Origin of the sequence: Thermococcus aciditolerans (assembly GCF_008152015.1) — an archaeon.
GTDB lineage: Archaea > Methanobacteriota_B > Thermococci > Thermococcales > Thermococcaceae > Thermococcus > Thermococcus celericrescens.
Map to the genome: position 1 here is coordinate 457,198 of NZ_CP041932.1, position 18,358 is coordinate 475,555.

Here is an 18,358-nt window from a genome sequence, read left to right on the forward strand (position 1 = left end):
GATCGAACCATAACTAAAAGAAAAGGGATTCGGAATCATTCCTTCATCATGTCCTCGATTTCGCGGAGCCTCTTTCCAGGTTCAAGCTCCTTCTCCGCCGATGAGACCATCAGCCCTTCGGCCAGCTCTACGGTTTCGATGTCGAACTCACCCGTTAGGATGCTTTCGCTGGTCAGGTCTATCATGGTGTTCAGAGCTTCCTCCAGGTTCTCAACCTTGCCCATCGCCTTCTCGAACTCGACCTGCATCTTCGCCACGTCCTCCGCTCCGGGACCTTCTGCGATACTCTTGACAACGTCCTTGCTGAACTGGATGAAGTCCGCGGAAACCTTGACGAGCTCCCTCTGAATCTCGGCCTCCTCCATGAGAAGGAGCAGGCGCTTCGCCTGCTTTATCCTCTCCTCAAGGGCGAGGTACTTCATGGCACTTCTCTTGAGGAGCGCTTCATCGCCGAGCTTCGCCGCTTCCTTCCCCTGAAGGAAGATTTTACGCTTCAAGTTTTCGAGATTGTTAATGTACTGCTTCAGCGCCATCTTCGCCTTCCTCATGCGTATCTTCCGCTCTATCTCCTTCTCCTCCTTCGACTTCCACAGCTTAACCATGATCGTCACACCTCCCTAAACACAACAACGGTTACGTTGTCTTCGGTAACCTTCAAAGCTTCTCCAATCAGCGCCTCCGCGGTCGCTTTGGGGCTGGATTCCATGGTGAGCTTTTCTATAATCCCGTCATCCAGGTAATCATGAAGCCCGTCCGAGCTGAGAACCAGAACGTCCCCCGTTCTCATTTCCCACACGTAGGTGTCAACCTCAAGGTCAACGCCGAGGGCCTTTGTAACAACGTGCCTCATGGGGTGCCTCTTAACTTCCTCCTCGCCGATGACTCCCCTCTCAAGAAGCCCCTGAACCACCGAATGATCCCTCGTCCTTGCGATGATCTTTCCATCCCGCACCAGGCAAGCCCTGCTGTCGCCGGTGTTCGCTATCACGGCTTTTCCGTTCCTTACGAAGGTACTCACAAGGGTAGTCCCCATTCTTCCAGGGGCTTTTGAGGCATCCAGTATTCTGCGGTGGGCAGTCTCGTAGGCCATCCGGAGAAGCCTTTCAACGTCCGTCTCGCCCAGTTCTTCGCGGTAGTTCTCCTCAAAGACCTCGCTTAAGGTTTCAACCGCGGTTCGCGCGGCAAGTTCGCCCCCACTGTGCCCGCCCAGCCCATCAGCAACCGCGAGAAGGTAGCCGTCCCCGAGGGGCAGGACGAGGAATGCATCCTCGTTTTCTTCCCTACCCCCCGGATGGGAAATTCCCCAGACCCTCCCTTCAACACCACAGGAGATGCCTCCCCCGCTCATCCGCCGAACTCCTCCGCCCATTTTTCGTAGCGCTCGATGTCTTTCTTTGTCAGAGGGCTCTTTATCTTCCTGAAAGCCTCCTCGAAGTCCCTCATCTCAAGCGGCCTGGTTCTGAGAGAGCGCTTCCTCAGCTCTTCAAGCGGAAGGCTGGCCAGCTTGTGGAGATCCCTGTTCTCCTCGCGTATCATGTTCCACACGGCCTCCTGGCAGAGGTTCCTGATGTCCCTGCCAGAGTACAGTCGCCTCACGCTCTCCTCCGCTATCGCGTCGAGGTCGAGCCTTGATATGTCCAGGCCTTTGGTGTGGATTCTTATGATGGACTTGGTCGCCTCTTTATCGGGAAGGGGGACGTAAATCCTCTTGGGGAAGCGCGAAAGGACGGCTTCGTCCAAATCCCAGGGAGTGTTGGTCGCCGCCAGTGTGAGAACGAGCTTATCACTCTCCCCTTCGTGAAAGCCCTCAAGCTCGGTGAGAAGCGTTGAGAGCATCCTCCGGGTAGCTTCGCTCGTATCGTTGGAGCGCCTCGTGGTGAGCGCGTCTATCTCGTCAAGGAAAACTATGCTTGGTGCCTTTTCTCTCGCAACCTCATAAAGGGCCGAGATAATCTTGCTTGACTCTCCAAAGTACTTGCTCAGCACGCTCGAAGCCTTGACGTTGAAGAAGGCCGCGTTTAGGCTCCCAGCCGCAGCTGAAGCTAACAGGGTCTTTCCGGTTCCCGGCGGCCCGAAGAGCAGGATTCCCTTCCACGGCTGAATAGCGGCGGGCTTTCTCAGGGCAGATATAACCACGGTCTCCATCATGAGCATCTTAACGTTGCTGAGACCGCCAATATCGTCCCAGGTGATGGTTGATTTTGCCATGAGGCCGAGCACGTACTCCCTGAACTGGTCATCTTCATCTTCCTCAGGCCGGGTTTTCCTGCCTTCAGCGCTCACCACCGCCTTTCTGCCGTATTCGCCCCGCTCTATCTGCCCGGCCACCTCCTCCCACTTTCTCGCCTTCCTGAGGTACAGCTCCCCGTTGTAGGGAACGTGACGGGCAAGCTCCCTCAGGAGTGAGGCACATCTTAGGGCACTCCTCCTCGCCGTTTCCATATCCCCCGCGGAAACTGCTTTTTCGAACTGCTTCTTTGTCCGCTCAAACTCGCTCAGCAGGGGACCCGAAAGGTCAACCGGCATTCTCACACCTCCCCAAATCCAAGCTGTATCTTGTGAACTATTATCTCGGCCTTCTCGACCAGCTCCTCCGGAACGTCAAGACCGTTTTCAAGGCGGAGCCTGAGCTGCTCCCTCAAACCTAATAGCTCGTCCCTCAACTCTCCCCTGGCATAGTGGAAGAGGTCGTCGGCATACTTGAGCGCGTTAACCAGGTCGTTGAGCTTCAGGTACAGGAGAAACAGCTCGCCGGCGTAGTACGCGCTCCGGGACAGGTCGTTGAGCGAGACGCTCTTGCTGAGGTTCTCGCGGTAGTTCATCCCAAGGAACTCGGCTATATCATTCTGGAGCTCCGCAATGCTCTGGTAGCGCTCCTCCTTGTTCTTCGCCAGACACTTCATTACGATGGGCTCAAGGGGCTTGGCCTCTGGATTGAGCCGGCTTGGTGGGACCGGCTCCTCAAAGGTTATCTTTGAGGCAACCTCCACAAAGTCCTCTCCCTCGAAGGGCGGCCTTCCTGTGAGGAGCTCATATAGAACCGCTCCTATCTGCCAGACGTCGGTTCTTTCATCGGTTCCTCCAAAGCGGGAGCTTATCTGCTCGGGGGCGGCGTAGAGAGGGGTGAAGCTGACCGTGTGGGTTGTCCTGCTCTCCTTGAGGAGCTTGCTCAGCCCCCAGTCGCTCACCTTCGCCCGGCCGTTCCTAAGGAGTATGTTGCTCGGCTTGAGGTCGCGGTGGATTACGCCCTTGGAATGGGCGTACTTCAGCCCCTCGGCAACGTCGAAGATTATTCTGGCGGCCTTTTCAGGGCTCACGGGCTTTCGGAGCTTTGCAAGGCTCGTCTCGCAGTATTCCATCTCAAGGTACGGAACCGGGAAGATGTTGTAGTCATAGAGTTCAACTATGTTGGGATGGCTGAGGAGCGACCAGTTCCTGACCTCTCTGAGGAACGCCTTACCTCCCTCTTCAGTCAGACTGAGCGGAACTTTGAGGGCAACCACACTTCCATCGTGCTTCTCCGCCCGGTAGACCCTCGCAAAGCCGCCCTCACCGATGGGTTCAACATTCCTATACCTTGCGAACAGCTCCTCCAGCAGCGACTTGGGGGAAGCGGGAGCGGAACCCTCAATAGGAACCGGAACGGGTTTTTTCCGCTCCCTTGGTCTTTCAAGAACCTCGGCCCTAACCTTCACCTTGGCACTCACCGCACCGGAGCGGACGGTTATCCTGGCGCTTACCTTTCCGGGATTTCTGGGAACGGCCCTCAGCGTCTGGGAGACGTATTCGCCCGGCCTCACGTTCCTGAAGTAGACCCTCGTTGAACTGAGCTCGAAGTACCTCGCCAGGTCTCCCAGGTCAATCTCAACGTTTATCGTCCCCTGGAGGAGATTCCTGAAGCCCACCTTGACCGGAACGTCCTCTCCAGCGTAGAGGCTGGGCGGAACGTCAACTATGAGCGACTTCCGGAGGAGCTCTTTCATGTCCTCCCTTGGAACAGGGGGAACAGGAGGGGCAGGTTTAGGGTAGCGGTATTTGTACCTCCTCTTGCTGGACTTTGAAACGTCCTTAAGCAGATGTTTTATCATGCGTCCAAACCACATAACGACCACTATAAATATTATGAATCCCGCTCCACCTCCAAAGATGAAGGAGATGAGCACAACCACGATGAAGAGCTTCACAAGGCTCTCCGCGATGTCATCGTCAAACCAGTGCCACATGTGCACGGCTATCCCTCCATCCGCGCTAATTTCCACAGTCCCGGGTCTCCTTAATCCTTTTTGATTCCAATTTGGAATCCTACCCGAGCGGAATTTGGAGATATGACAAGTTTTTGAGAGGGAAGATGGGCAAAATGAAAATCACTCAAGCTCAGCCTCCTCCTTCCGCTCCTTCGTCACTTTCTCGGCCGCGGCCTCTGGCTCAAGCTCGCCTTCCTTGACAGCCTGGATCGTTCGCATAATCTCCTGCAGTTCTTCGTCCTCCTCGAACTCAATTCCAGCCCCCAGGGCCTGGTCGGTATAGCCGAGCATGGTGTTGAGGTTTTCGTTGAGGTTCTGGGCGTCGAGCTGCATGCTGACGAGGTGTTTCTCAAGCTCTTCCGGCGACATCTTCCTGAGAATTTCCCACGTGGGCGTGTCCTTCAGTATGGCCTCGTTCTCCTTAATTATCAGGAGATTGGCCACGAGCATGAGTTGCTTGTTAAGCTGGGCGTGGGTGTTCTGGAGGCTCTGCTTCCTTTTGTTCAGGGTTTTAATCTTGGTCGCTATGGTGAGCTCCTCGCTTTTGCTCCTCGCTTCCTTTGCCCTCTGGAACAGCGCCGCTATCTGGGCGTCAATCTCGGCTATCTCGTCCTCTATCTTCCGTATCTGCATGTCGAGTTTTACCTGGTTCTCCCTAAGCTGGTCAATCGGTATGTCCAGGGGGTTCTTCCTCCCGAAAAACCTTGAAAGGAGGCCCATCACAGCTCCTCCTCCGTCTCTTTTTCAAGTTTGGGCGAGGCTACCTCGCTGGCGACCTGTTCAATGTCCGCTTCGCCGGTCTCGACTCTGGCCCAGGCCTCCATGAGCTCCCTCTCGGTCTGGTCTTCCGTTCCTTCAAACTCGGCTATGTCCATCTCGAAGACCCGGTTCAGGCTCTCAACCATCTCGTCGAACTCCCTTCCATCGAGGGTCACCTTCACGAGCACGCTTTCCAGCTGCTCCGGCTCGACTTTGGAGAGCTTGTCCCACAGGCCTATCTTCCTCAGCTCCTTCTCGTACTTCTTGACGACTATCAGGTTCTTGACGAAGGTGTACTGCTTCTGTGCCGTCGTGAAGTCCCTCAGCCTGAGCTTCTGCTCCATGTCGAGGCTTTTGATTTCCTGAGCGAGCATCTTCTTTTTGAGCACGTCCGCTCCGATACCCTCCTGGAAGAGCTGCTTCTTCTTTTTCTCGATGCGCTCTATCTCCTTTTTCGTCCTCTCAAGCCTGTTCCTGAGGCGTATCTCTTCCTCCTGAAGCTCCCTAAGGGAGAGCTTTTCGATTGGGTTCTTCCTAAACCTGTCAAGTATTCCCATCTCAACCACCTCACTTCCGTATCAACACGAGTCCGAATCCATCTATGTATTTCACCAGATTGCCGTCACGGCCGATTTCATAGAACGCCCGCCTCACGTATTCCTCATCACCGCAGTCGAGGCACTCGCTGAGCGGCAGGTAGTCCCTGCCCTCAAGCTTTTTCCTCACGCACTCCCTGACCTTTGCGTACACCTCATCATCAAGCTCAAGGCGCACCAGCGGAGCGAGTGCCTTGGCGTAGCGGTCGTTGGGGTTGTGGATTATCTCGCCGCTCTCCGTATCGAGGAGTATCAGCGAGACGTTCTCCGAGTAGAAGTTCCTGTGGAAGTCCTCCGATGAGACGTATTTTCTCACCCTCTCCTCGAAGCCGAGGGGTGAGGCTATAACGAGGACAGTCCTAGTGTTGTCTTTCGAGTCCCTCGCATCGATGAGGTGCACGTTTATCTCTGCTAAGGTGAGGGGGTCGGTGTCTAGGCCAAGCTCCGCAAGCCTCTCGACCCTCGTCAGGTAAATCCCCCTGACGAGTATCCGCTCCTTCCTTCCGAGAAGCTTCTTCTCCTTCAGGGTTACCTCAACGTACCTGTTCTCCGGCAGGTTCTTGAGGGACTTCTCGTCAAGCTTTCCGGCAAATCTCGATGTGTCCTCACCCTTCTTCTCCTCAAGGCTCTCAACGGAGTAGGTTTTGCCGAGGAGCTGCATTTCCCTTGCGAATTTGCTCTTCATCCTGCCCACGAAGTTCAGCTCCCCTATCCTCGCCTCGTCCCTGAGAACCAGGCGGGAGCCCTTCTCAACCTTGCCTGACATCGCGAGGATTTCCTCTATCTTGCCCTTCAGCAGGCTCTCCTTCTCCGACAGCTCAAGCTCCCTCTTCCTGAGCTCCATCTCCTTGGATTTCAGCTCAAGCTCTCTCCTCCTGAGCTTCTCCTCAAGGAGCCTTGCCTCGCGCAGAGCCTCCTCCCTGGCGCGGGTCAGCTCCTCCTCCAGCTTTCTCCTCAGCTCCTCGTCCCTGAGCTCAAGTAGCCTCTTCTCAAGCTCTGCCTTTTCCCTCTCGAACCTCTCCACGAGCTCCTCCCTTTCCCTGCGGAGCCTCTCAATCTCCTCAAGGCTCGATGACCGGAGTTCCGCCTCAAGCCTCTCGCGCTCCCCCTCGAAGAACGCCACCATTTCGGCTATTCTCTTTTTCAGCCCGCGAACCTTTGCCTCGTAGCTCTCCCTGAGGGCTTCAACTTCCTCCGCCTTTTCCCGCTCCCACTCTTCCATGAGCGTTCTGAACCAGCCGTATTTGCTCGCCTCGTTTATCGCCGCATCTACCTTCTCGCGGTAGCCCTTCCACGTTCTCTTCAGATAGTATCTGAGAGGAAGCTTTATCTCCGGGTCTTCAAGCTGCTCCGCTATCCACCTGTCCATACCGAGGTAGTAAGTTTTGAGGAGCTGAACCATCTCCGGCTCCCTGCGGTAGAGCTTTTCAAGTACGTCCTCCCTCGTCGTGATCTCAAAGACGTTGTACTTCAGTATCTCATCTATCAGGCCTATCTCACGTTCTGAAAAGCGCTCCCGGGCCTGAGGGAAGTCTTCGCCCCGCTTCCAGAAGCTCCACGCCAGTATCGCCAGAGATGCCTCGAACTTTGACCTGAATGCGTTGTCAAGGTCCCTCAGAAAGTCCCCGCATTCGCCTTCGAGATAGCGCGAGTACGAGTCGAGAATCCTCTCCCACAGGTTCCTCCGGGTCTCGAAGTCCTCAACGGTCACGTCCCTGCCCTGCCTCAGAACCCTCTCGGCCGGCCGGAGCAGGTTCTTCACGCATTCCGAATTTCCTTCGTTGAACACCACCATGCTATCACCTCACAGCAGAAGGGAGAGCTCCTTCTCCAGCTTTCTGGCCAAGTCGTCAACCGCGGTGCCGTAGCCTTCAATGCCGATGACAACCCTCGTTCCCTCTCCGGTCTCCTCAACGGAGGCCTCTATCTCCATCCTGCCCTTTTTGGTGTACGCCCTGTACCGCGAGATGTTCCCCTCAGAGGAGACATAGTAAGCTCCAAATTTTGAGAGGACATATTTCAGCAGCTTCTGAACGACTATGGGCTCTTCCCCGGCCAGATACTCAAGCTCCCTCCTGTTGGGGGCAATCTTCGAGCCTATGTCCTCCGGCTCCACCCGGTATACCCTCACCTTCCCCTCCGTCGGAGGGTCAAGCTTTGAGAGAAGCTCCTCCGCAAAACCCTCAACGTCGCTGGCATCTATTATGAAGGATATCCCCCTAACCTTGGAAATTCTGGCACGGTTTGACCACTTATCGAGCAGGTACTCAACGCGCTTTCGCTCGGCGTCGTTCTCATAACCCACTATGAACAGGTGCGGCATGACGGTTCACCCCTAATCTCTACTCACTTACGCTATGCTGGGGTTTTGGAGTATATAACGTTTTCGGCAATTTGGAGAAAAGATGAACATGTCCAAATTTTCTATTTTGTAAAATTTGGAAGAAAAGAGATCAAGTCCTCTCGATGACGTCCTTCAAAATGCCCTCAACTTCACCGGCGACCTTTAGCAGCTTGTCGTTTCCGGTTATGCTCATGGCCTTCGTTGGAAGCAAAAGCCCCACATAGGTCTTTCCTTCCTTTACGTAGACCACTATGTTGCACGGAAGGAACGAACCGCTGTTGATGTCGATGCCTATGAGCTGGCTTGAGAACTTCGGGTTGCAGGCGCCCAGTATTACGTACGGCTCCATCTCAAGACCGAGCTTTTCCTTGAAGAGCGTGTCAACCCTAACCTCGCTGAGGACTCCAAAGCCCTCCTTCTTCAGCTCTTCCTTGACCTTTGCCACCGTCTCGTCAAAGCCGGTCTTAACCTCCCGGACGTAGGCATACTCCTTAGGGGACTCCTCCATTTCCTTCATCCCGTGCATGCCGTGGTGGCCTTTGCCCATCCCCTTGCCGTGGCCCTTGCAGCCTCCTTTCTTCCCTTTACCTTCCATTCCAGCCATTTCGCCGTGCATCACCTTCATGCCGCCCTTCATCTTTTCCATCTCTCTGGTTTCACCGTTCATGTCAAATCACCTTTTTCTTTTGTCAATGTCTTTTTAATTTGAAGCGTTAATAGGGTTATTATGAGCAAAATGGTAATTAAAAGCCCCAGAAATTTCCAATATTAAAGGGTGCTTATCTCAATGCCTTATAAAGTGCCTTCAAAAGAAGAACGATGGCGATTCCAGAGGTGGCCAGTGCCACAGGAACGTTGACCTCAAACCACAGGTTCCTCAGAGCGGCGTATACCGGAAGGGCAGCGACCGGCATCAGGAGGGACATGAAATATCTGCTCCTCCTTATCCTCCCATAGCTAGAGAAAAAGTTCTCCCCCCTGAGCCTCCGCAGGGCATAGAGGGCAACCCCTATGAGGGGCGGGAGAACGAGGAGTGAAAACGGAACGGCCAGAACTGTAAAGACTCCAAAAAACAGCAGAACGGCGGTAAAGACCCCGATTTCCAACCTCCCGGGTTCAAAGCTTCCAGGGGACGAGGCATGGAGGACTGCGTATGCAGCCACCAAAAGGAAGGTCGAGAAAAACACACAGATCGCAAAATCTCCAAAGCTCACCGCGTAGCCGTCCTCAAGCTTCCAGTAGGAAGCCCAGAATCCCCAGAAAATTCCGAGAAGAATAAAGAAGAGGGGAGCTTCCATAAGTTGGGCAAACAAAAATGCTATATATTAACACAAAGGAACATCACTCATGAATTTGGACTATTTCAGCACCTTAGCTGGAGTTTCAACAACCGTGATTTCAATTATTATGGTATTCTATGCAAGCTACATAATCTACTTAAGACAACAACGAGACAAATATCGAGAAATGCTGATTAGAGAGTTTCAAGAGTTGGATAAACTTATTCATAAATGGAGCCTTCTTGAAGAGTACTCGCTTCTCGAATGGGCAGGACCTCGGATTGGCAAATATCTCCAGATTTTATCCCAAGAAAACTGGCACAAGTCAGTCATAGAAGAAGTTCTAAGACCATACCTAAAGCAGATTCAGAAAGAATTCAAATCAGCTCAGGAACAAGAGATGAAACTAAGGAGTCAAACAGAGAGAATATTGGTTGCTGGCCCTGCTATGTACTTGAAAGTAAAATTTGCCTTGCGGGATTTATTTGAGGCAATATACCGAGAATTTCCCCAACCTCCTGGAGAGTTTGATGTGAGTGACGGTATCCCAGTAAAGGTAAGATTATTTATGAAATACAACTTTCCACAGAATCGCGAAGAATTCCAGAAATGGAAAAAGCGTTTTGATATTTTCTTCCAAGATATTCACAAAGTGTACTACCAACTAAGGCCTATACTTCATCATCTAGTTGATATCCATAATGAATCTATTAAACAGACTTTGGACACTATAAAAGAGATACAGAAATATGGAGTCCCTTGGGCTGAAGAGGGGTTAAAAAAGGCTATTGAGTTAGAAAAAGATGAAATGAAATACTATAACGAATTCTTAGAGCTCTTGCTCCAAATAAAGTACAAAAACGATGTTATTGCCGATAAAATTGCGAAATATGACGCTTATACATATAAAAGAGGCAGTCTCACAGTTTTGTGTTTTGTGGGAATGGCAGTTACAGGGATCATTTTACCACTTTTTGCATTGTTTTATGAACCTTCTTGGATGAGACTATTAGGAATTATTTCCGGGATGGGTTTTGGACTCACATCACTTTTTGCAGTTCTCTTAATATACAGGGAGATTACTGCCACCTGACCGAGATAAGGGCGTGCCAGGCCAGCGGCGTCCAGACGATACCGAAGGGAAAATCCGCGTAAACGGTCTGAACAACGACGCCCTCAACGAGCCAGCCAAAGACCGCTCCCACAAGGAAAACGGAGTAAACGTCCCCTGCTCTAAAGTAGTTCGCCATGAGGAGCACGAAGAAGGCCAGAACCGAGTAGACGAGCCACGTCATCACGAACCCGGATGGAGTATCCTCCGGCCTCCACCTTGCCCAGAACATCGTCTCCGAGTAGAAGAAGAGGATATAGCCGAGGGAAAGCGTGGAGAGAAGCCTTCGGAGCACCTTCGTTTTGGTCGTCATAAGCGCACCGCTCCCAAAAAGGGTTATATGGACATCCTCATAAAAGTAACCATGACGGAGATAGTTCTCAAGGCCGGAGAAGGGAAGAAAACCGAGGCCGAGCACTTCGCGAGGCTCATGGAGATTTCTGCTCCTGAGTACTTCCCGGCCCTGCTCGGACCAAAGTTCTCCGAGCTTTTCAAAAGGCTCTTTCTCGAAAAGGAGAATCTTTTCAGCCATGAGCACGTCGTCTTTGCGATTTATGGGGGGCAGATAGCTGGAATGATTCTGAGCTATGACTGGAAGACCAGGGGACGGGAGGAAAAGAGAACGGGCTGGCTGATGATGAAAAGCCTCGGCTTTGACTTTCTAAGGAAGCTTCCGGCGTTTATAAGTTCCACATCCGGTTCTAGGAGGCTGGAAAGGGAAGATTACTACATCAGCAACGTCGCCGTTTACCAGGAATTCCAGGGACGGGACATTGGGAAGACCCTCATGCTGGAAGCGGAAAGGTTGGCCCGAGAACTTAATGCAAAGAGAATAGCCCTCGACGTTGAGGTGGATAACGAGAGGGCGATAGCAATATATAAAAAGCTCGGCTACTCCGTTGAGAGGGAGCACTCCGTAGAGCTTGAGGGGAAAACTTACATGTTCTACAGAATGGTGAAGGAACCGAAAGGAAAAAATAAAGAGAATCTCACCTCAGAATCCTCATCGCGTTGAAGACCGCTATAAGGGCAACCCCAACGTCGGCAAACACTGCTTCCCACATGGTTGCCTCCCCGAGGATTCCGAGGCTTATGAAGGCGAGTTTAACTCCCAGGGCGAATACTATGTTCTGCCACACTATCCTCTGGGTCTTTCTGGCTATTCTGATGCCTTCCGGCAGCTTGGAAGGCTTGTCGTCCATTATGACGACGTCGGCAGTCTCCACCGCTGCGTCGCTTCCGAGCGCTCCCATGGCAACGCCAACATCTGCTCTGGCCAAAACCGGCGCGTCGTTTATGCCGTCGCCCACGAAGACGACCGTTCCATCGCCCTTCTCCTTCTCGAGTTCCTCTATGACCCTCACCTTGTCCTCCGGCAGAAGCTCGGCGTAGAAGCCGTCGAGACCGAGCTGCTTCGCTATCTCCTCGGCAACGTCCCTGCTGTCACCGGTCACCATCACGACCTTCTTAACTCCGAGGCGCTTGAGCTCCTTTACAGCGAGCGGGGCGTCATCCTTTATCTCGTCCGAGATTATTATGTACCCGGCGTACTTTCCGTTGATGACCACGTGAGCCACGGTGCCCTTAACCCTGCATGTGTCGTGCTCGACCTTGAACCTGTGGAGCAGTCTGTCGTTGCCCACAAGAACCTCGATTCCGTCAATCCTCACCCTGACGCCGTGGCCAGCTATCTCTTCGTACTCGACTATCTCGGCCTCGTTGATTTCCTTGCCGTATGCCTCGCGTATAGCCTTCGCTATCGGGTGGTTCGAGTGAGCCTCGGCAAGGGCCGCGAACCTGATGATCTCCTCCTCGCTAAATCCGTTCCTCGTTTCCACCTTCGTGACCTTGAAAACGCCCTTTGTCAGCGTGCCGGTTTTGTCGAAGGCGACGATGCTTGCGTCCTTGAGTGCATCGAGGTAGTTGGAGCCCTTGACGAGTATTCCTTCCCTGGCAGCCCTTCCGATGCCGCCGAAGTAGCCGAGCGGGATTGAGAGTACCAGGGCACAGGGGCACGAAATCACGAGAAGGACTAGCGCCCTGTAAACCCACGTTGAAAACGGGTCTCCCGTAATCAGCGGCGGAACCGTGGCTACGAGGACCGCGAGCCCAACAACCGCCGGAGTGTAGTAGTGGGCGAAGCGCGTTATGAATTTCTCGGTCTTGGCCTTTCTGGCACTCGCGTTTTCGACGAGTTCCAGAATTCTCGATATCGTTGACTCGCTAAGCTCCTTGGTGACCTTCACCTTGAGGAGGCCGGAGAGGTTGACCATGCCGGAGAGGATTTCCTCCCCTTCCCTCAGGGTCCTCGGAACGCTCTCGCCCGTCAGGGCGGATGTATCTACGGTTGATTCACCCTCTATGACAACGCCATCAACGGGAACCTTCTCGCCCGGCTTTACCAGGATTGTATCGCCGACCTTCAGCTCCTCCGGCTTTACCTTAATGACCTCGCCGTTCCTGAGCAGGTTCGCATACTCCGCCTTGAGCGCAAGCAGTGCCTTTATGGAGCGCCGTGACCTGTCCACAGCCAAGTCCTGGAAGAACTCACCGACGACGTAGAAGAGCATTACCGCTACTCCCTCTGGATACTCCCTGATGGCGAAGGCTCCCAGCGTGGCCACCGCAATGAGGAAGTTCTCGTCGAAGACGTTGCCGTGGATGGAGTTGACCACCGCGCTTCTAAGCACCTTCCAGCCAACGAGGAGGTAGCTCGCAACGAAAACCCCGAAGACGAAGGCGTTGTCCATGCCGTAGTAATAGCGGAGTACCACTCCGATGCCAAAGAGCATGAGCGACGGGATTATGAAGTAGAGAGCCTTTTTGGGGTCCTCTTCACCGTGCTCGTGGTGGTGCCCGTGGTGTGAGTGACCGTGCTCGTCCGCTTCTATGACTTCAACGTCCGGCTCGACCTTCTTGATTATCTCCTTGGCCTTCTCAACGTCGCCCTCTATAACCGCCTCCTTGGTGGCGAAGTTGACCAGCGCGAACTCAAAGCCCTCCTTCTTGAGGGCCTCCTCTATCTCATAGGCACAGCTCGCGCAGTCGAGTCCCTCGAGCTTGAGCTTCTTTGCCATCATTTCACCTCCGAAAGGTGTTCAAGTGCGGTCTTCAATATCTTCATGATGTGCTCGTCGTCGAGACGGTAGAAGACGTTCTTGCCGTCTTTGCGGTAGGTCACGATTTTCCGGTCCTTAAGAATGCGGAGCTGGTGGGAGATTGCCGAAACGGAAAGCTTGGTTATCGCCGAGAGGTCGCAGGTGCAGAGCTCTCCGGCTTCCATGAGCGCGAGCAGGATTTTAAGCCTGGTAGGATTTCCGAGGGCATCGAAGAAGTCGGCCGCTTCGAGTATGCCCTCCTCCTCGGGCAGCTTTGCCTGGGCTTCCAGGATTTTATCCAGATGTTCCTCATACACCTTACACACTTCCGTCATCACGAATCACCTCTACATTTGAGCAGTTGTGCAAATGTTTTATAAACCTTCCCATTTCGAAACCGGTCGAAAAATCAGAGCAGAAGTATCAGAATCGAAATCACCAAGGCCACCAGGAAGTAAGGAATGGAAAACCTGTGGAAGTCCCTCATGCCAATTCCGGAGATGCGGAGGGCTATGAGGTTTGCGAGGGAGCCGATTATTATCCCCGTGCCTCCGAGGTTCACACCGAGGGCAAGGGGGAGCCACTCCGGCCTTCCGGATGAGAGGAAGACCACCGTTGCCGGAACGTTGCTGATGAGCTGGCTCAGACCGGCGGAGGAGAGGAATAGGGTCAGCCCCCCTGAGGGAACGGCATAGTCCGAGATCAGGCGGGCAACTTCCCCAAAGTCAGCGAAGATGAAGGCGAAAGTTAGAACCAGCGCCCAGTCAAAGCCTAACAGAGCTTCCCTTCCAAGGAAGAGCAGAACTGCCAGTGTCAGGGGGAGCGTCCAGAGCGACTTTCCGGTTTCCGCCAAGGCGACATCGGCTATCAGCAGTGAGAGTGAAGCGAGGAGCAGTCTCTTCCTAATCGCAAGGGGAGGCAGCTTTTCAATCGAAGGCCTCTGCTCCCCTATGGTGGCCGTGAAGAGCAGAAGGAGAACAAGCCAGAGGAGGACGAAGGGGAGCATTGCCACCGTGAACTCCACGAAGGACACCCCGTAGGTGTTCCAGATTATAATGTTCTGAGGGTTGCCGATCGGTGTCAGCGCCGAGCCGACGTTTGCCGCTATGGCCGAAAGCGTAACGGCGCGGGCGGTGTTTATTCCAGCGAGCCGGGCGGTGATGACAACCAGCGGGATGAAGACGAGCATCGCCGTGTCGTTCATTATCACTGCGGAGGAGAGGGCGATGGTGGGAATGAGGAGGAGCATTAGTTTCCGCTCGGAGCCGCCGGAAAGCGATATGAGCTTAATGGAAAGGCGGGTGAAGATTCCCGACAGCTCAAGACCCTTTGAGACAAGTATGAGTGACGTTATCAGGGCCAGGCTTCCCCAGTCCACGAGGTCGGGGGTTCTACCGGGGAGAGAGCAGTCGTTGAGAGCCAGCACTAGGTAAAGCGCCAGGAGTACCGTGAGGAACCACTCACGTCTTACGAAGCCTTTCAGCCTCTCAAACGCCGTGTCTCCTAACCTCCTCGGTAAGGCCGTAATCCGGGATGAGCTCCTTCTCATCGGCAGAGACGCGAACGTGCAAGATTATAAAGCTTTTCCACGCAACCGGGACAACCCAGCAGTTTTCTGGCTCCCGGAACGTTACATTTTTCTTGAAAGCCTCGTCCTTTAGGGTGGGGATGCGGTGAACTGCCCAACGAGCCTTAAACCACCGAAATTCTTTTAAGTCTTGCCAGCGTAATAAGGCCTCGAAGAGGCCACCGTAGAACAACCCGATGAGATGAGGGGTTTCACGTTACCCTCCAGCGTTGGAGGGTTGACGCCGGCAGGCGTCCTTTCAAGAACCGCTTTCGAGCGGTTGAAAACTTTGAATGGTGACCTTCAAGCCATAACCCCAATCCGGGTTGCCGGTAGGGGTAAGGGCCTGAGACCGGGCCTGCGGGCTGAACTGAAACCGGTGACGGGAGTAGGTGATGGGCCCGCAAACCGAACCGCCGTTGGAGAGGGGCTAACTCGCTGGAACCCTCGCACTTTAGGGCGGGGAAGAGGTCAGACCCCCGAGAACGCGGAGCTCTTTGAGGATTTCCCAACCCTCTCCCTCACTTCAGCCGGATCAATTTCACCAGAGTGAGCCCCAGGCAGTCCCTTCGGGAGGGAACTTCCAGTTTCGGGATTGTAGTGAATCCTGTCTATAACGAAGCTCAGGTACATCACCGGGACATCAACGTGAACTCTCCCCACGGTGCACGGTGGATTATTGGCACCCCCGCGGTGAGGAAAGGCAGGGCGTTTTTACAGTCTCGATGGCCTTTCGGCCGTTTCCGGGGTGGGTTCCTTCCAAAGGTCGGGCTCCCCCTTATCGGTGGTAGAAGGGGCGACATGGCAAGACCTCCTCGGTGAAGCACATACGTATACCACGAATGTAGAAAAAGGCCGTATGACTTTTTGGGAACTCAACCGTCACTTGAATGTGAACTGAGGAACTTCCAGATGACTTCGTTGGCGTCTATGTCCCTGTTCGTCTTTCCAATAATGCTCTGAGGAAGGTACTGATAGCCGCCCGGCCACGTGTGGCCTCCTCCTTCAACGCCGTACAGGACAACATCGGCCCCATCGCTGCAGTTCGAGTATCTCTCAACCCAGACGCGGGTTCCGTCTTCAGGATCAGCGTCCGGAAGGTATTCCCGCTCGTGCATTACGGTACAGCCATTTCTGACCGCCCAGTACTCAACGGTCTTCTCGATGGAAACTACCCGCCCGAGCTCAACCGGTCCAAACCGGAGCTCGCCGCCGTTCCACGGAACTATCGGGTCGTCCGTTCCGAGGGTTATCAGGATGGGAAGGGGTACCCTGGAGGAACAGTTGCCGTACAGGTTCTCCGACATGGAGACACCGACAACCGCCACCGCTGCCAGCCTCTCGGGAACCTCGCAGGCCAGTCTGTAGGTCATCAGCCCGCCGTTTGACATTCCGGTGACATAAACCCTGCTCCCGTTCACGCCGTATGTCCTTACGAACAGGTTGATGAGCGCCGATATGAACGCGACGTCGTCTATGTTCTCTCGCTGGGCACGGTAGCGCGAGAGGTTCCGGCCGTCGTTCCAGTGCCTCTCTATGCCGTCCGGATAGACCACAATGAAGCGCTCGCTCTCGGCCAAGGTGTTGAGGCCGCCCCGCGTGAGACGCTCCATGTCAAAGCCCGTCCCACCGCCACCGTGGAGGACTATCAGGAGGGGCAGGTGCTCATCCTCAGAAAAATTCGGGGGGAAATGGGCTATGTACGTCCTCTTCAGCCCGCCAACGACTATCTCGCCCCTGAGGTCGTCGAGATACATGCGCTCCGTTCTCCAGATTCGCAGATACACAAGGGAGCCGGCAAGAAGAGCCACCATCACGATGAGTACGAGAACCTTCCTCCCCTTCGTTCCCACCATCGGTATTCCTCGGTATATTTAATGTCGGCCTGTATAAGAGTCTTCCGTGGAGTGCTCAGCAGAGATCAGGTAGACGCCGACGAGCATTAGAACGCCGAAGACCGCCTTTGTTAGGGTGAAGCTCTCACCCAAGACCAAAAACGCGACGAATGCCCCTATCAAAGCCGAGGTGGAAAAAATCGCCCCGGTTCTCATGGCCCCAATTTCCCTGAGCGCGAAGAGGTAGAGGACGAGGGAAAACCGATGCTGAGCGAGCCGACCGTTAGGATGTAGGGCAGACTTTGAGCCGGAATCGTGAGGGGAACTCCGAGGAGCGCGGAAAGCGAGAGGAGGGCACCTCCCCCAAGAAGGCATTTAAGAGACGTTACAAGGAGCAAATCCCGTTTGAGGCTCAGAAACCTGCTCAGGTTGTTGTCGAGGGCCCAGCAGAGGCCTGCCAGCACCACAAGGAGGTTGCCCCAGGGGTTTTCCATCAGCGCCACGGAACCAATGTTCTCAGTTGAAACGACGAGGGCACCGGCAATAATCAGGGCAATTCCAACCATGCCGCTCCGGGGAACCCTCTCTCTGAAAACCGCCGCGGCGATGAGAACCGTGAAGAGCGTCTCGGTGTTGAGAAGGAGGGAGGCGTTGACCGCAGAGGTTCTCGCCAGCCCGGACATGAAGAGGAGAGGCGCCAGAAACGAGCCAAAGAGGACTATCAGGCCAAGCAGGCCTACGTCCCTACGCGAGAACCTTCTCTGGGTTTTCACACGGAACTCCAGCGTGCTCAGGAGTCTCTCTTTTAGGGGAGTGAAACGCAGGGCCATGAGGACCACTCCGGCGGTGAGGTACACACTCCCGGCGACCACCATGGGATGAACGTTACCCAGCGCAATCTTGTTGAGGGTGGAGCTTACCCCAAAGAGAACTGCAGCGAAGAGGGCCCCCACGTAACCGTAGTGATGTGTCATGCATTACTGTTGAAAAGGAAGCTTTATAAGGTTGATTCACACGAAAAGAAAGAAAATAACACCGAATCACACAAAAAGTCAGCAATTCACACGAAATCAAAATGAAAGACCTCAGTGGTGGCAGCCGCCCATGCGGTGCCCCCTGTGGTGTCCGTGATGACCGCCGTGGGAGTGATGGGAGTGCCCCATGCCCTCCATTCCGGCGTATTTTTCGGGGTTTGCCTCGAACTCCGCCTTGCATCCCGGGGAGCAGAAGTAGTAGACCTTCCCGCCGTACTCGACCTTGAGCCCGGTGTCCTCACTTACCTCCATTCCGCAGACCGGGTCAATCGGCATTCAGGCCACCTCCACTTCGTAGCCGTACCTCTCTATAGCCTTGATTATCTCCTCCAGGCGAACCCTTCCCGGGTCGAACTGGACAACGGCCTTCTTTTCCTCAAGGCTGACTTCACCCTTCGCACCAACGCTCTCTATCGCCTTGGTTATCCTCATAACGCAGTGCTTGCAGCTCATGTTCGGTATCTTCAACACGACTTCGGTCATTTACATC

At 54.2% G+C, this 18,358-nt stretch carries 22 protein-coding genes; 2 read left to right on the forward strand and 20 right to left on the reverse strand.

Going from position 1 to position 18,358, the window contains the following annotated elements; translation table 11 throughout:
• Window positions 1-35 precede the first annotated feature (35 nt).
• The 10 genes from FPV09_RS02455 to FPV09_RS02500 form a co-directional block, all read right to left on the reverse strand.
• Window positions 36-602 (reverse strand): hypothetical protein, encoded by a 567-nt coding sequence (locus FPV09_RS02455; RefSeq protein ID WP_148882249.1) that lies wholly within the window; start codon window positions 600-602, stop codon window positions 36-38.
• Window positions 603-607: 5 nt separating this feature from the next.
• The gene (locus tag FPV09_RS02460) at window positions 608-1,348 is read right to left on the reverse strand and encodes a PP2C family protein-serine/threonine phosphatase (RefSeq protein WP_148882250.1); all 741 of its coding nucleotides are present in this window, start codon (window positions 1,346-1,348) and stop codon (window positions 608-610) included.
• The gene (locus tag FPV09_RS02465; RefSeq protein ID WP_148882251.1) at window positions 1,345-2,526 is read right to left on the reverse strand and encodes an ATP-binding protein; all 1,182 of its coding nucleotides are present in this window, start codon (window positions 2,524-2,526) and stop codon (window positions 1,345-1,347) included. Before FPV09_RS02465 ends, FPV09_RS02460 begins: the two co-directional genes overlap by 4 nt.
• Before the next feature lie 2 nt (window positions 2,527-2,528).
• Window positions 2,529-4,223: a serine/threonine-protein kinase gene (locus FPV09_RS02470; RefSeq protein WP_246112333.1), complete on the reverse strand. Its 1,695-nt coding sequence runs from the start codon at window positions 4,221-4,223 to the stop codon at window positions 2,529-2,531.
• A gap of 141 nt (window positions 4,224-4,364) precedes the next feature.
• Window positions 4,365-4,964, reverse strand: coding sequence for a hypothetical protein (locus tag FPV09_RS02475; RefSeq protein ID WP_148882252.1), 600 nt, complete (start codon window positions 4,962-4,964; stop codon window positions 4,365-4,367).
• Entirely contained in the window at window positions 4,964-5,560 is a 597-nt protein-coding gene (locus tag FPV09_RS02480) for a chromosome assembly protein (protein WP_148882253.1), read from the reverse strand. The genes FPV09_RS02475 and FPV09_RS02480 overlap by 1 nt, the downstream gene beginning before the upstream one ends.
• A gap of 10 nt (window positions 5,561-5,570) precedes the next feature.
• Window positions 5,571-7,394, reverse strand: a complete 1,824-nt coding sequence (locus FPV09_RS02485; protein ID WP_148882254.1) for a hypothetical protein — start codon at window positions 7,392-7,394, stop codon at window positions 5,571-5,573.
• 9 nt (window positions 7,395-7,403) lie between these two features.
• On the reverse strand, window positions 7,404-7,922 hold the full coding sequence (locus tag FPV09_RS02490) for a hypothetical protein (RefSeq protein ID WP_148882255.1): 519 nt from the start codon (window positions 7,920-7,922) through the stop codon (window positions 7,404-7,406).
• 130 nt (window positions 7,923-8,052) lie between these two features.
• A complete protein-coding gene (locus FPV09_RS02495; protein WP_246112296.1) occupies window positions 8,053-8,610 on the reverse strand; it encodes a DUF302 domain-containing protein in 558 nt (185 codons plus the stop codon).
• A 112-nt stretch (window positions 8,611-8,722) separates the two neighbouring features.
• Window positions 8,723-9,241 (reverse strand): hypothetical protein, encoded by a 519-nt coding sequence (locus FPV09_RS02500; protein ID WP_148882256.1) that lies wholly within the window; start codon window positions 9,239-9,241, stop codon window positions 8,723-8,725.
• A 49-nt stretch (window positions 9,242-9,290) separates the two neighbouring features.
• On the opposite strand from FPV09_RS02500, the gene FPV09_RS02505 reads away from it, so the two are divergent.
• Window positions 9,291-10,316, forward strand: coding sequence for a hypothetical protein (locus FPV09_RS02505; RefSeq protein ID WP_148882257.1), 1,026 nt, complete (start codon window positions 9,291-9,293; stop codon window positions 10,314-10,316).
• On the opposite strand, the gene FPV09_RS02510 is transcribed toward FPV09_RS02505, so the two are convergent.
• Window positions 10,303-10,647 carry a hypothetical protein gene (locus FPV09_RS02510; RefSeq protein ID WP_246112297.1) on the reverse strand — a complete coding sequence of 115 codons (345 nt, stop codon included), beginning with the start codon at window positions 10,645-10,647 and terminating at the stop codon, window positions 10,303-10,305. The genes FPV09_RS02505 and FPV09_RS02510 overlap by 14 nt on opposite strands.
• Window positions 10,648-10,698: 51 nt before the next feature.
• Between FPV09_RS02510 and FPV09_RS02515 the strand changes: the two genes are divergently transcribed.
• The gene (locus tag FPV09_RS02515; protein ID WP_148882258.1) at window positions 10,699-11,349 is read left to right on the forward strand and encodes a GNAT family N-acetyltransferase; all 651 of its coding nucleotides are present in this window, start codon (window positions 10,699-10,701) and stop codon (window positions 11,347-11,349) included.
• Here FPV09_RS02515 and FPV09_RS02520 read toward each other — a convergent pair.
• From FPV09_RS02520 to FPV09_RS02555, 9 genes are all read right to left on the reverse strand, one after another.
• Window positions 11,324-13,411 (reverse strand): heavy metal translocating P-type ATPase, encoded by a 2,088-nt coding sequence (locus FPV09_RS02520; protein WP_148882259.1) that lies wholly within the window; start codon window positions 13,409-13,411, stop codon window positions 11,324-11,326. The two genes, FPV09_RS02515 and FPV09_RS02520, sit on opposite strands and share 26 nt — an antisense overlap.
• Window positions 13,411-13,767, reverse strand: coding sequence for an ArsR/SmtB family transcription factor (locus FPV09_RS02525; RefSeq protein WP_148882260.1), 357 nt, complete (start codon window positions 13,765-13,767; stop codon window positions 13,411-13,413). Before FPV09_RS02525 ends, FPV09_RS02520 begins: the two co-directional genes overlap by 1 nt.
• 74 nt (window positions 13,768-13,841) lie before the next feature.
• Complete coding sequence (locus FPV09_RS02530; protein WP_148882261.1) at window positions 13,842-14,981, reverse strand: SLC13 family permease; 1,140 nt, start codon at window positions 14,979-14,981, stop codon at window positions 13,842-13,844.
• A 489-nt stretch (window positions 14,982-15,470) separates the two neighbouring features.
• Entirely contained in the window at window positions 15,471-15,632 is a 162-nt protein-coding gene (locus tag FPV09_RS11935; RefSeq protein ID WP_168194718.1) for a hypothetical protein, read from the reverse strand.
• A gap of 242 nt (window positions 15,633-15,874) precedes the next feature.
• Window positions 15,875-16,855, reverse strand: a complete 981-nt coding sequence (locus tag FPV09_RS02540) for an alpha/beta hydrolase family esterase (protein WP_148882263.1) — start codon at window positions 16,853-16,855, stop codon at window positions 15,875-15,877.
• Window positions 16,856-16,873: 18 nt separating this feature from the next.
• Window positions 16,874-17,050, reverse strand: coding sequence for a hypothetical protein (locus tag FPV09_RS12120; RefSeq protein WP_246112298.1), 177 nt, complete (start codon window positions 17,048-17,050; stop codon window positions 16,874-16,876).
• A complete protein-coding gene (locus tag FPV09_RS02545; RefSeq protein WP_246112299.1) occupies window positions 17,047-17,808 on the reverse strand; it encodes a DMT family transporter in 762 nt (253 codons plus the stop codon). Before FPV09_RS02545 ends, FPV09_RS12120 begins: the two co-directional genes overlap by 4 nt.
• Window positions 17,809-17,919: 111 nt before the next feature.
• Window positions 17,920-18,144 (reverse strand): YHS domain-containing protein, encoded by a 225-nt coding sequence (locus tag FPV09_RS02550; RefSeq protein ID WP_148882264.1) that lies wholly within the window; start codon window positions 18,142-18,144, stop codon window positions 17,920-17,922.
• Window positions 18,145-18,351, reverse strand: coding sequence for a heavy-metal-associated domain-containing protein (locus FPV09_RS02555; protein WP_148882265.1), 207 nt, complete (start codon window positions 18,349-18,351; stop codon window positions 18,145-18,147).
• Window positions 18,352-18,358 lie beyond the last annotated feature (7 nt).

What these genes read in the sequence shown, in the direction of transcription:
- FPV09_RS02550 (WP_148882264.1), bottom strand. Translation starts at nt 18,144, where the DNA reads ATGCCGATTGACCCGGTCTGCGGAATGGAGGTAAGTGAGGACACCGGG.
- FPV09_RS02545 (WP_246112299.1), bottom strand. Translation starts at nt 17,808, where the DNA reads ATGACACATCACTACGGTTACGTGGGGGCCCTCTTCGCTGCAGTTCTC.
- FPV09_RS02480 (WP_148882253.1), bottom strand. Translation starts at nt 5,560, where the DNA reads ATGGGAATACTTGACAGGTTTAGGAAGAACCCAATCGAAAAGCTCTCC.
- FPV09_RS02520 (WP_148882259.1), bottom strand. Translation starts at nt 13,411, where the DNA reads ATGGCAAAGAAGCTCAAGCTCGAGGGACTCGACTGCGCGAGCTGTGCC.
- FPV09_RS02460 (WP_148882250.1), bottom strand. Translation starts at nt 1,348, where the DNA reads ATGAGCGGGGGAGGCATCTCCTGTGGTGTTGAAGGGAGGGTCTGGGGA.
- FPV09_RS02455 (WP_148882249.1), bottom strand. Translation starts at nt 602, where the DNA reads ATGGTTAAGCTGTGGAAGTCGAAGGAGGAGAAGGAGATAGAGCGGAAG.
- FPV09_RS02515 (WP_148882258.1), top strand. Translation starts at nt 10,699, where the DNA reads ATGACGGAGATAGTTCTCAAGGCCGGAGAAGGGAAGAAAACCGAGGCC.
- FPV09_RS02540 (WP_148882263.1), bottom strand. Translation starts at nt 16,855, where the DNA reads ATGGTGGGAACGAAGGGGAGGAAGGTTCTCGTACTCATCGTGATGGTG.
- FPV09_RS02530 (WP_148882261.1), bottom strand. Translation starts at nt 14,981, where the DNA reads ATGAGAAGGAGCTCATCCCGGATTACGGCCTTACCGAGGAGGTTAGGA.
- FPV09_RS02500 (WP_148882256.1), bottom strand. Translation starts at nt 9,241, where the DNA reads ATGGAAGCTCCCCTCTTCTTTATTCTTCTCGGAATTTTCTGGGGATTC.
- FPV09_RS02505 (WP_148882257.1), top strand. Translation starts at nt 9,291, where the DNA reads ATGAATTTGGACTATTTCAGCACCTTAGCTGGAGTTTCAACAACCGTG.
- FPV09_RS11935 (WP_168194718.1), bottom strand. Translation starts at nt 15,632, where the DNA reads ATGTACCTGAGCTTCGTTATAGACAGGATTCACTACAATCCCGAAACT.
- FPV09_RS02470 (WP_246112333.1), bottom strand. Translation starts at nt 4,223, where the DNA reads ATGTGGCACTGGTTTGACGATGACATCGCGGAGAGCCTTGTGAAGCTC.
- FPV09_RS02465 (WP_148882251.1), bottom strand. Translation starts at nt 2,526, where the DNA reads ATGCCGGTTGACCTTTCGGGTCCCCTGCTGAGCGAGTTTGAGCGGACA.
- FPV09_RS02485 (WP_148882254.1), bottom strand. Translation starts at nt 7,394, where the DNA reads ATGGTGGTGTTCAACGAAGGAAATTCGGAATGCGTGAAGAACCTGCTC.
- FPV09_RS02495 (WP_246112296.1), bottom strand. Translation starts at nt 8,610, where the DNA reads ATGAACGGTGAAACCAGAGAGATGGAAAAGATGAAGGGCGGCATGAAG.
- FPV09_RS02475 (WP_148882252.1), bottom strand. Translation starts at nt 4,964, where the DNA reads ATGGGCCTCCTTTCAAGGTTTTTCGGGAGGAAGAACCCCCTGGACATA.
- FPV09_RS02555 (WP_148882265.1), bottom strand. Translation starts at nt 18,351, where the DNA reads ATGACCGAAGTCGTGTTGAAGATACCGAACATGAGCTGCAAGCACTGC.
- FPV09_RS02510 (WP_246112297.1), bottom strand. Translation starts at nt 10,647, where the DNA reads ATGACGACCAAAACGAAGGTGCTCCGAAGGCTTCTCTCCACGCTTTCC.
- FPV09_RS12120 (WP_246112298.1), bottom strand. Translation starts at nt 17,050, where the DNA reads ATGAGAACCGGGGCGATTTTTTCCACCTCGGCTTTGATAGGGGCATTC.
- FPV09_RS02490 (WP_148882255.1), bottom strand. Translation starts at nt 7,922, where the DNA reads ATGCCGCACCTGTTCATAGTGGGTTATGAGAACGACGCCGAGCGAAAG.
- FPV09_RS02525 (WP_148882260.1), bottom strand. Translation starts at nt 13,767, where the DNA reads ATGACGGAAGTGTGTAAGGTGTATGAGGAACATCTGGATAAAATCCTG.